General features: G+C 40.9%; 8 protein-coding genes. 4 read left to right on the top strand and 4 right to left on the bottom strand.

The features are described from left to right. Positions 1 to 68 precede the first annotated feature (68 nt). The gene (locus tag MSI_RS00525; protein ID WP_155815445.1) at positions 69 to 1,430 is read right to left on the bottom strand and encodes a hypothetical protein; all 1,362 of its coding nucleotides are present in this window, start codon (positions 1,428 to 1,430) and stop codon (positions 69 to 71) included. A gap of 131 nt (positions 1,431 to 1,561) precedes the next feature. On the opposite strand from MSI_RS00525, the gene MSI_RS00530 reads away from it, so the two are divergent. Both MSI_RS00530 and MSI_RS00535 read left to right on the top strand, forming a co-directional pair. Further along, positions 1,562 to 2,032 carry an arginine repressor gene (locus MSI_RS00530; protein WP_009102535.1) on the top strand — a complete coding sequence of 157 codons (471 nt, stop codon included), beginning with the start codon at positions 1,562 to 1,564 and terminating at the stop codon, positions 2,030 to 2,032. Between the two features lie 67 nt (positions 2,033 to 2,099). Continuing rightward, a complete protein-coding gene (locus MSI_RS00535; RefSeq protein WP_009102537.1) occupies positions 2,100 to 3,416 on the top strand; it encodes a hypothetical protein in 1,317 nt (438 codons plus the stop codon). Between the two features lie 12 nt (positions 3,417 to 3,428). Here the strand turns inward: MSI_RS00535 and MSI_RS00540 are convergent, their stop codons facing one another. The 3 genes from MSI_RS00540 to MSI_RS00550 form a co-directional block, all read right to left on the bottom strand. Beyond that, the gene (locus MSI_RS00540; RefSeq protein WP_009102540.1) at positions 3,429 to 7,127 is read right to left on the bottom strand and encodes an alpha-amylase family glycosyl hydrolase; all 3,699 of its coding nucleotides are present in this window, start codon (positions 7,125 to 7,127) and stop codon (positions 3,429 to 3,431) included. Between the two features lie 30 nt (positions 7,128 to 7,157). Next, a complete protein-coding gene (locus tag MSI_RS00545) occupies positions 7,158 to 9,194 on the bottom strand; it encodes a 4-alpha-glucanotransferase (protein ID WP_009102543.1) in 2,037 nt (678 codons plus the stop codon). 114 nt (positions 9,195 to 9,308) lie between these two features. After that, positions 9,309 to 10,100, bottom strand: a complete 792-nt coding sequence (locus MSI_RS00550) for a hypothetical protein (RefSeq protein ID WP_009102545.1) — start codon at positions 10,098 to 10,100, stop codon at positions 9,309 to 9,311. Between the two features lie 142 nt (positions 10,101 to 10,242). Here MSI_RS00550 and MSI_RS00555 point away from each other — a divergent pair, with 142 nt between their 5' ends. Next, the gene (locus MSI_RS00555) at positions 10,243 to 10,647 is read left to right on the top strand and encodes a hypothetical protein (RefSeq protein ID WP_009102548.1); all 405 of its coding nucleotides are present in this window, start codon (positions 10,243 to 10,245) and stop codon (positions 10,645 to 10,647) included. A gap of 9 nt (positions 10,648 to 10,656) precedes the next feature. Beyond that, positions 10,657 to 11,697, top strand: a complete 1,041-nt coding sequence (locus tag MSI_RS00560) for a radical SAM protein (RefSeq protein WP_009102550.1) — start codon at positions 10,657 to 10,659, stop codon at positions 11,695 to 11,697. Positions 11,698 to 11,715 lie beyond the last annotated feature (18 nt).

The raw sequence follows: 11,715 nt of genomic DNA on the forward strand, positions 1-11,715 counted from the left end.
GAGTCCCGTCACCCACTCGCATTTCGGAGCTTGCTACGCGCGGTGCGTCGCACTTCCTTCGGAACTCCTCAATTCTCCCGCCTGCCATTATCTTCAATTTTTAAACTTATTCTTCCCATAAGACAAAGCCATTTCAGCCTCCAGGTTGCCGTAAGCGAGCTAGTATTTGTCTGCTTTGTGCTGACTCCGTCCTTTTGCGTAAAAGTAAAACTTGTATTTACGCTGATTTTCGGATTTTTACAGAAGGCTGCCGAAAGCCCGAGTTTTTCACTGCTTGTAAGGTTCTGATAGTGATTTTCAGGACTCAAAGTCAGGCTTGCACTTATTCCCGGACTGATTTTCTTAAAATACCAGCTGTTTGAAAAGAGAAAACTGGCAGAATCAAAGTCTGTTTTAGGCTGCCTCTGCTGTGTATCTATGGTAAAGTTTGCAAGTGCCGAAAGTCCAAAGGAATATAGGGGAGACTGAAGTTTTGCCCCTGCCGCTGCCTTAAACTTATGCTCATTATCTGACTGTAAAAGATTTGCGGCTGTATAGGTGCTTAAACCGGTCTTTAGAAATACTGGTCTCTTTTTCCCAACCGCATATTTAGTCTGAATTCCAAGTTTAGTCTGCAGCTGGGGTTTCAGACTTGTTTCATTTGACGTGATAAGCCCCTGGTTTTCATTGTAAAAAAACGAAAGGTTTAGAGTGTAGCGGCCCGCGGTAATTTTATTTTCACTTTTATAAGTTGAAAATACTTTTCCAAAAGGGCTTTCATAAGTGGCAGCTGAAAAGAGACTTTCAAAATGAGGAAGTGAAAGGTAAAGCTGTGGCAATAGGCAAAAATGTTTCCCCTGGTGATAGTAAAAGTCGGAAGTTGTAAACCAGGAGTTAAAAGTATTTTCTTCATAGGAAAAATAACCTGCAGTTGCGGCGGCCGAAATAACGAGATTTTTCCAAAGCCTTACAGATTGCATGGCAGAAAATACCGGAAACTCTTTTTCCGGGCAAAAGAAGCAATTCACTTTTGACTGAGAAAATACTTTCTTTCTATTAATATAGCCTAATTCTGCAAAGAAACTTTCTGTCTTATTATAGGTTGAAATTCCAGGAAGTCCCGCAGTAATTGTAGACACTTCTGTTCTTGCAAGCGAAAAAGGTGATAGGGTAGAAGATAAAGTGGGATTATTGAGTTTTGAAAGACCTCCGCCAGGTGTAAGCTTTCCCGCTTTGAAGAGACAGGGAAAGCTCTTCCACTTCTTTGGGGTAAAAAGGGCTGCACCCCAGTTTATTTCTTTCTTTTCAAAATCTTGCGAAGAGCGAACTTCTGCAAAGGTCAGTAAAAGTTTTTCCTGTACTGCTGCAGAAAATTCCTGAGTCGCCAGATTTTCCATTTTTAATAAGCCTGCGAAAATTAAAATCACTCTGTAAAATACTTTTCTTTTCATATATATAATATGACCTCGTTTATATGCGTTTTGACAAAAATTACGAAAAAAAAAGTAACTTTTTTATGAATTGCATAAAATACATAAATATTGTATATTTTTTGTATATTTATACATTTTTGAGGGCAAATATGAAAGAACGACAGTCTCGTCTTAAACTGATTAAAACTCTTATTAAATCAAACAGTATTGAAAGTCAGGATGTACTATTGTCGCTTCTTCAGAAAGAGGGTTTTGATGTAACTCAGGCAACCCTCAGCCGTGATCTAAAACTCTTAAAGGTAGGAAAGGTTCCTGACGGGAAGTCTGGCTATATGTATGCCCTGCCGGATGATGATGAAAATAACGAAAGCCAGTCAATTTATATCCAGGATTTTCTGCGCGGTTATGTAAGCATTGATTTCAGCGGAAATATTGTTGTAATCAAGACTTTTTCCGGCCATGCAAATACTGTCTGCAATGCTGTTGATAACCTCAATCTTGATGATATTATTGGAACTGTTGCTGGCGATAACTGTATGTTTGCCTGCCTTCGCGAAGGGGTAACCGGTGAACTCTTTATGGAGCATCTGCGCAAAATCATTCCGGACCTGGAAGACTAAATTTTTAAATTATAAAACTATTATAAAAGTAGATTTTCGCTAATTTCTGCTGTATGATTGAATTTATATGAACTTTACAAGCACCAGAAACGAAAATCTTTGCGTAAAATTTTCACAGGCTGTAAGAGACTGTATTCCTGAAGACGGCGGAGTTTTTATTCCGACAGACATTGAAGACCTTCGCCGTTGGATTTATTACATCAATAAAAAGACAACTTTTACTTCACTTGCCGGAACCTTGACTTCGGCCTTTATCGGAGATGAATTCAGCCCTATTATCTGTAACAAAATTGCAATGGATGCTTTTCCATTTTCTCCTGTTTTAAAACAGCTGGATGACCGGCTTTTTTTAATGGAGCTTTATAACGGTTATACAGGCTATCACCGTGATTACGGAGTTTCATATCTTTGTTCATATCTTGAAACAACTTCAGAATTAAACGGCGGAAATGCCCTCTTCCTTGATTTTACTCACGGAAACCTGGGTGCTGTTCTTGCAAATACTTTACGCGGGAAAAAGCACGTTAAGGCAATTCTTGTTTATCAGAAGGGAACTGTCCGCGGACTTGAAGAAAGCGATTTGTTCTGGAACGGTGGGAATATTTATCCTGTAGAAATGGAAGGCAGTGAAGAAGAGATTAAGGCTGAAATTGCTAAGGTTTTTGCCGACAGGCTTTATGTTCACGAAAATACTCTTACTGTTGCAAATACAACCAATGTCTGCCGTCTTTTAGGTCAGGTTTTCTTTTATCCCTACAGTTTTGCAAAAATCAAAGAGCGTATTTATGGTGACTTGTATTATGCCATGGATGCGGGAAACTACGGAACTCTTACTGCAGGTCTTATGAGCTGGAAATTTGCTCTTCCTGTAAACGGTTTTGTTATTCCTTCTACTAATGCACTTTCGCGGGACGGTATGGGAAATCCTGTGATTCTTGATTCTTTTGTTGATGTAGATAAACGCGGCGCTGTAAATCCTATTGCGCCTGCAAATCTTGAACGTCTTGAGCATTTCTTTGGTAAGAACGGAGTTATGCTTAAAAACTTTGTTTACCCGGTTGAAGTTTCAGAATTTATGGCAGAGTCTGCCGCAAAAGAACTGTATATAAAGTATGGTGTTTACTGTGATGAACAGGCGGCCAGAGCTTATGCTGCTGCAAAAGAAACTGCTTCTGATATTCTTGATGAAGACGGTGCTGTAGTTCTCTTTTCTTACAGCCATCCGTCAATTCATAGTGATTTCTGCCGCCATGCAATCGGTGAATCTCCGGACATCCCTTCCATTATCAGTTTCTCTCTGGAACATGTAGATTTGAACCGACCTTTTGCAAAGGGCGCCGAAGATTTGCGTAAAATTGTTGCAGAAGTGAATAAGGGGTTTTAATCCCCCTTATCCTTACTTCTTTTTACTTGTAGTTGACTTCTTTACAGCTGTTTTCTTCTCTGGTTCAGCTTTTTTTGAAGTTCCTGCTTTCTTTGCAGGGGCTTTTACAGCCTTTTCTGTCTTCTTTGCTGTGTCGCTCTTTCGGCGGGCAGCGGTTTTTGGCATGAACTGCTTAAGAAGAAGTTCACACTTATAAGCTGCCTTGAGTTTTGCAGTCTGCAAGGTCTTGTAGAGGGCAAGTATTGCAGGAACCTGGGCTGCTTTTGCATCAAGAAGCATTAAAAGCACAATCTGATTCAGGCTTGCTTCAATTACTTCTTTATTAAACCATCTGATATTATCAAAGGTATTTGCACCACTTAATCCGCCTGCATTATTGCTGTTTACAAGAAGTTCTACAATGTTGAGTGCAAGTTTCTTGCTATCTTTTTCAAGGCCTGTAGTTGAAGAAACTGAAGCCAGAATGAAAAGCTTGATGAAGGTGTATCTGTCTTCTTTTTCAACAATCTGCTCAGCCTTAAGGAACTGACTGAGTTTGCGTCCGAATGCCCAGTTTGCAGCAAGACCGGTCTCTGCAAAATCAGCGGTCAAAGCCCAGCTCAAAAGGGCAAGTTCGATATTCGGAGCTGCAGTTTCCATGATTTTTGCAAAACTTACAGCCTCTTTGCATTTTGCAAGGCTTGCTGTTACATCTTTTGGCAACTTAACTGCCTTTTCATTATGAACTTTTGCAAGAACTTTTACGCGGCTTTCAAAAAGGGCAAGCTGCTTTTCGGCAGTAAGAGTTTTTGTATCGCCGGCAAACTTTTTAGCTTCTGTAAAGAAGGCAATGGCGCTTTCTTCTGCATCTGCAAAAATAGCCTTAAGTTCTTTATCAGAAACAGTTGCAGGTTTTTCAGCAGTTTTTTTAGCTTTTGCCTTTGTTTTAGCAGCTTTTGTTTCTGCTTCTGCACTTTCTGTCTGAGCTTCCGGCTTTTTGTATTCAAGTCCGAATGCTTTTGCAAGAGGTTTGAGTGATTTTTCTGCAAAAACGTTGAGGGCGGCATACAAATCTTTATAGATGATTTCCTGCCAGGCAATTTCGATGTCTTCGCAGCCTTTTCCGTTCAGAGTTTCACAGAGAATCTTGTAGCGGTGGTCTGCAAAATCACTTACCTGATGAACGTCCAGCAGAACCTGGTATTCAAAGCCGTTGAGGGCAACGTACATACCTTTTTCGCAGATTTCGCTTGATTTTCTGATGTACCAGAGGTTACTTCTGTGCTCGCGGAATATCACGTATTTATCATCTTCTGCGGTAAGGTTCAGGCCTTCAGAAATTGAGCGGCTTCTCATCTGGATTCCGTCTGCTGTTTTTACTGCATAAGGATCTGACTGTTTAATCCAGCCTGAAGCGCGGTCGTATTTGTTATTGTAGAATACAACTGCATATTCGTTTCCACATGAGTTTGAATAGGCAAATACGTTTTCGTTTACGTGACCGTTATCCCACAAATCATAGAAAAGGAAGTTTTCTACGTTTGCAAAGATGTGGCGTTTGTGCATAAGAGGGAAAATTTCTCTCCAGTGACGGTCAACCAGCCACTGGTTAGGCTTTTCATCCTTGTAAGCCTTTGTATATTCCATTCCGTATTTTTCTGTGTAGCCTTCAATCTGACCGTGACCGAACATCGGGAGGCCAGGCATTGTTACCATGAGGGTACAGACACCAAAGTATTTGTCGCCGTCACCAAACTGTGCAATGGCAGTTTCCTCATCCGGGTTATTCATAAAGTTTACATAGCGCTTAAGAATCTGAGGATCAAAGGTGATTGTATTTTTTACGGTGTCGCGGTATTTCTGATTTTCCTCTTTTTTCAGCATGTTCATAAAGGCTGAGTTATAAACGCGGTGCATACCAAGAGTGCGGACAAAGAATCCTTCCATCATCCAGAAAGCTTCTGCAAGAAGAAGGGTATCAGGCACTTCCTGAGCTACGCGGTCAACAACTTCACGCCAGAATTCGTTTGGAATTGCGTCGTTGAACTGCTGGGTGCTGAGTCCTGTTTCGCTTCGGGTTGCAATGTCTCCTCCGTGTCCCGGCTCCGGGTACCAGAGGCGGCGGATTGATTTTTTAGCCAGAACCATTGCCGCATCAAAGCGGATAATAGGGAAGTTTCGTGCAACGTGAAGAATCTGCTGGATAACTTCCTCACGGGTCTGAGGATTAAGATAATCCAGCTGGGCTGTATCGTTCCAAGGAAGACCTGTTCCGTCGTTTCCGTGGTAAATATAGCGTACATCGCCGGTCTGATTATCTACTCGCTTAAAGACAACGGCACAGTCGTTCTTTGAATAATAGTGGTCTTCAAGATAAACGCTTGTGCGAGGGTCGTGAGAAAGATTTTCTCCATTGAAGGTGTAAGTTGGGAATGGACAGTCGCGGCGCTGAACAAAGAGATCAGGCTTATTCATAACCCAGTCGCCGTCCATACCTGTGTGGTTTGGAACCATGTCCGAAGCAAGACGGATTCCTCTCTGCCAGAGACGCTGACGCAAATTAGCCAGTGCATCCCAGCCGCCGATATTTCCTGCAATATTGTAATCAAAAAGTGAGTAAGCCGAAGCTGCAGCCTCAGGGTTTCCGCAAAGCTGTTTAATTCGTTTAGAAGCGTTACTGCGTTCCCAAAGACCGATCAGCCAGAGGCCTGTAAATCCTTCATCACGGAGGCGGTCAAGTTCTGCATCAGGAATCTGGTCCAGACGTGTAATTGGGTAGCCGTACTGTTTTGTAAGCTGGTCCAGCCATACAAGAACGGTTTTTGCCATCAAGATTACTTTCGGCATCCAGTCGCGGTCAGGACTAAAGCGTTCATATTCTTTTGTAAGCTCTTCAAAGCTGTAAGGCTGCATATCCGGCAAATCACCGCCGCCAAAGCCCTGCCAGGCTGCCTTTTCTTCCTCAGAAATAAGGTCAATTCCGGCAAGAAGTCGTTTGAGCCATTCGCCAAGAAGTGTAGCCCAGTGCTTTCTGATGTATTCGAGCTGGCCGCGCAGACTGTTAGGACTGTAAACAACCGGCTCTCTCAGCATGGAAATCAAATCGTGATTGAATGGACCGAATTTAGGTTTTGATTTTGCATAAGCCTGAATTACAGCCCAGGATTTATTGTAAAGTGGATTTTTCTGAAGTTCTAAATCATTAAAAAGAATGGCAAAAGGTTTGAAAGCAGGGTTTTCGTTGGCAAGGTGAAGAAGAATCATTTCTTCAAGCGTCTGTTCCCGGTTAGAACGTTCAAGTCCTGTTCCCGAATCTAGGCAGTTTCTTGAAAGGTATTCTTTAGCCGAAGTTTTTTCCTGATAAACTTCTACCGGCGGGAACTCCTTCATAAAATCAAGAAGAAGGCTGTCTACTTTTTGAGCCGTAAACTGCTTATCAAGGGCTGCAAGCATTTCCTTCATCATTGAACCAAGTACGTCGCGGCGGTAAAGCATGCAGACATAATGGAAAATCTCATCCAGAAGACCCATGGCGTTCAACTGGCCGGCAGAAATCTGTTTATTTTCCTGATTACGGCTTTTAAAAACGTCATTTATCAGCATGGCAAACTTACGCACGTTTGCCATATTTTTTATTACTACGTTTCCGGAAGAAGAAAAGAGTGACAGGTCAAAATTACACAAATCACGGATTTTTCTACCTACGTGAAACTCATTGTACGAAATGTTCATGTTGTTTTTTTCCTTCCTAACTTTATTAATTTATCGTTTTGCAACAGTTTTTATTTTTTCTATTAAAGTATCATCCTTTGAAAGTTCTTCAAGTTCAATCGGGAGTCTGTAAGTCCAGTTGAATTTTGAAACAGAGCCCGGAATGTTGATTCTTTCGTCAGCGGCATTATCAAGCCAGTAGCGTTTTTCCATATAAAGGAAATCCTGAATTGGTGAAATAAACCACATGCTGTTTGCTTTAGCGCAGGAAAGCATGATTTTTTCTGCAAGTTCAGGAGTAAAATCTTCATTAGAAAGTTTTGCAGCTTCGTTCCAGTCCTTTGCAATGCCAAAATCAGAAGCATTTTCGTAAACAAAGGCTTTTGCGCTGTCTTTTTCTTCATTCCACCACTGGCGGTTTGTAGAAGAATCGTGAACCGAGGTAGTTGCAACAGAAAGAGCAGTGTAATCTGCAAACGGAATATAAGGCTGTCCGTTTTCTGCCCATTTTCTTGTCCAGCGGATTACGCGGAGACCAAGAATACCGTTCTTTTCCATTACTACAGGGACACATTCAATATTTACACCCAAATCTTCTCCACAAGGAGTCATTTTTACAGATTTTGTAAGTGCTGAAAGTATTTCGTCAGACTGTTTTTTCCAGAGAACTTCGTTTTTAGCGTCCAGAGCGTCGAATTCTTTTTTAAGACTGTCTTTTTCGCGGTCAGAAAGTGTCTGCCATGAGGTTGATTTGAAGTAAATCCAGAGTGGAACAAACTTATTTTTTGCAACTTCAAGAAGTGTGCGGTTTGACCAGTAGTCTACAAGCTTCTGACGGATGCGGTTTGCAGCATCATCATTGCAGTAGGCAGAAAGGTCTGTCCAGTAAATCTGCTGAGAGCCTTTTACAGTTTTTTTGAAGCGCCAGAGTTCTTCGTTTTCAATTTTGTCGCAGAAAACAGAAAGAATTTTGTGGGCACTTTCATGGTTCCAGGTGATGTCTTCAATAACTCCGGTTGGAATGTGAGGCTGACTGAGCCAGCGGATTCTGTCATCATCAAAGCCAAGATTGTATAAATCTTCAATTTTAAGGGCAGCATAAGGTTCTGTGTGGCCATTGATAGCATTTGCATCTGTATCAGGAATAGCCCAGATTCGGAAAAATCCCAGAATGTGGTCTAAGCGGTATGCATCATAGTATTTTTCTGAAAGGGTAAGGCGCTTTTTCCACCAGGAATAATTATCTGCCTTGAGGTTTTTCCAGTTGTAAGTAGGAAAGCCCCAGTTCTGACCGGTTGGATTTTCGTTATCAACAGGAGAGCCTGCACGTAAGTTCTGGTTAAAGAACTGAGGGAAAGCCCAGGCATCGCAGGAATCGTCGTTCATCAAAATAGGCATATCACCCTTGATTTTGATTCCCAGTTCATGAACCTTTTTTGTGGCTGCCGTAAACTGCTGATCTGCAATCATCTGGCACCAGGCATGGAAAAGATGCTCTTTATAGAAGGCTTTTGTGTTCCAGAGTTTTTTAATTTCTTCCGGAGTTTTCTGCTGGTCTTCTTTAAGCCATGCTTTCCAGCTTGCCTGTTCGTATTTATGTTTCAGATTTTTATAAACGGCGTAAGTTTTTACCCAGTCGTTGTCAGAAATCCATTTTGCGAGGTCAGCATCAGGACTTCCTTTTTTGTAAGTTTCTGTTGTGGCCCAGAGAGAAAGAATCAGGGCTTCTTTTGCCTTTGAAATTCCGTCGTAGTCGTAACGAAGGGTATAGGCAAATTTCTGAATAAAATCGTCGTAGCGTTTTTTGAATTTTTCATCAGAATTATAAAGAGCTTCAAATTCAGGGATATCTTTTAGTCTGATGTAGATTGGATGAAGAGCATAAGCTGAAAGTCCTGAATAAGGAGAGCTTTGAGTTCCAGTGTCGTTTACAGGAAGAAGCTGAATTAAATCGATATCAGCTTTTTTACAGAACTCGGCAAAAAGGGCCAGATCAGGATATTCACCGATTACAGGATTTTCTTTTGTATACAAGGCTCCAAGCGGAACCGCAATACCAGTTAGTTTTTTTGTAGATGCTTTAGCCATGCAAGAATTATAACATAAAATAAGAGAAAAAAAGAATAAAAAAAGCCTTAGGATATTGAAAAAAGTAAAAAAAAAAATCCCGCCCTAAAGGGACGGGAAATTAAGTCAAAAAAACTATTCTTTGATTTCGATTACTGCAAGACCGCCTACATCAGCACGTCTTACATCCATAATAGTTCCCTTTACGTTGTAAGTACCAGATGAAGCTGTGTTGTTTGTATAAACCAATACAGGAACATATTCTGGCTTTGGAATTCCGCCTGAACCTGTTTTGTAACCACAGAAGGCTGTTCCGTTGATGCAGTTTGCATAGCCGTCAGCATTAACAGGATCTACCTTTGTAATCTTAATTTCAAATTCAGTTGGTTTTCCGATAATCTTGTTATCGCTTACGAACTTCTTGAAAACCAGAGCAGACTGTCTTGCAAGTGTTGTCATAATTACAGGAGAAGTAAGAGCAATATCAAGCTTCTTTCTGTATTCTTTATCACCCCAAGAAGAGATGCGTTTTGCAAGATCCTTCTGAATAACCAGCTGAGTTTTTTCAGTAGATTTTCCTGTGTTAGGGTTCATTGTAGCTGTTTCCAGTGGATTTCCTTCTTTATCACAGCCGATAGATGTCATGTCAGAAATTGTAACAAGAAGTTCTGTATCAGTTCTGTTAATCTGAACTGTATAATCCTGTCTTGTATATCCTACACCGACTTTTTTAACGCCCCAACCAGAAATCAGATATTCGTTGTTGGCAATATCAGCTACCTGAATCTCGCTGTCTCTGAAATACTCTTTGTCATAGGCAAAATCCAATACTAAAGGCAGAATATCTCTTCCTGCCGGAATTTTCTGTGCGAACATGTTAGCTAAACAAAAAACCGCACTTATAGAAAGGATAATAAGCTTTTTCATATTTTGTTCCTCCTGATGAAAAAAAATGAAATATTATATTTATTATAACCCAAAAAAACGAACACGCAAATTTTTTTTTACATAAAATCGGGTGAAAAAAACTGTATGTATCATTTAATTATTTTATGTTATAATCAGTTTTATGACAGATATTGCTAAATTCAACAGCGATGTGCAGCGTATCCTTAAGCATGACCGCCAGGAAAACAGCGGTAAAGGTGATTTTATGCGCGTTGCACCTGACTTACAGAAACTTTTTGCACGTTCAACAAGTGCACCAACTACCCTTGCAAATTCTATTTTTGAATACTGGGAAAATGAATATATTCACTCTTCGGCTGAGCAGGAAAATGAACCTACTGCTACTCATCTTGATAAGCTTGGTGCCATGCTATCTTTCCTTGAAAATTCAGATGAAGGTTATGACGAACTTGACCAGCATGACTGGCAGGAGCTTGGTGATCTTGTAAATTACGAAGCTGAGGATATGCCGATTGATACCCTTCAGAGCCTTATGGCAACCCTTGTGAGTAAAGGTGCATATTAATTTTATATTATGAACGAGATAATCGATTATTCTACATATTATAAGAAGTGTACCCAGTGTCCGCGAAAATGCGGTATTAATCGTCTGGAAGGAAAAGCCGGCATTTGTGGCGAAACTGCTGCTTTGCGGGCAGCCTTTGCAGGACTTCATTTTGGAGAAGAACCCTTAATTACCGTTCACGGCGGAAGCGGAACAATTTTTCTTACCGGCTGTACGCTTCGCTGTGCCTTCTGCCAGAATTATCAGATTTCTCAGAATGGACTTGGCGCAGAGCTCACCGGAGATGATTTTGTTTCAATCTGTCTGCGTTTACAGGAAAAAGGAGCTGAAAATATCAATCTGGTAACTCCAAGTCATCATATTCCACGACTTGCAGATTTTATTAAGCAGGCAAAAGACAGCGGAGTAACAATTCCTTTCTGCTGGAATTCTTCTGCTTATGAAAGCATAGAAATGCTGGAACTTTTGAAAGGACTTGTGACAATCTGGCTTCCAGACCTGAAAACCCTTAATTCAGAACTTTCAAAGAAACTTTTTGACGCAGAAGATTATCCGAAAATTGCAAGTGACGCTATTTCCTGGATGATAGAAAATAATCCTCTTAGAATTGGTGAAAAAAACGGTTTTGATAAGGAAATCGGAAAGCAGTGCAGTAAGGAAAAAATGATTTCCGGTGTAATTATCCGTCATCTTTTTCTTCCCGGCAGATTTGAAGAAACAGCAAAGGTGCTTGAATGGCTTAAGGAAAATGCTGATGAAAGGGCAATTATTTCTCTGATGAATCAGTATACTCCGGTGCCATTTTCTGAGAGTGAGGCGGCTGCAAAAAGACGGCAGGCTGCGCTTTCTACCATAGAAAACCGCCTTGTTACTTCTCAGGAAGACAGTGATATAAAAGATTTGATTGACGCTTATGATTTTGCCTATCTTTTCTATCAGGAATTGAGCGATGATACCAGCTGGCTTCCGGATTTTACCCGCCAGCAGCCTTTTTCAAACAAGCTTGCAACTCCGCTCTGGAACTGCAACATGCAGGAAGCTCTTAATTAGAGAAAAAGACTTTTATTT

It is taken from the genome of Treponema sp. JC4 (assembly GCF_000260795.1).
Lineage (GTDB): Bacteria > Spirochaetota > Spirochaetia > Treponematales > Treponemataceae > Treponema_D.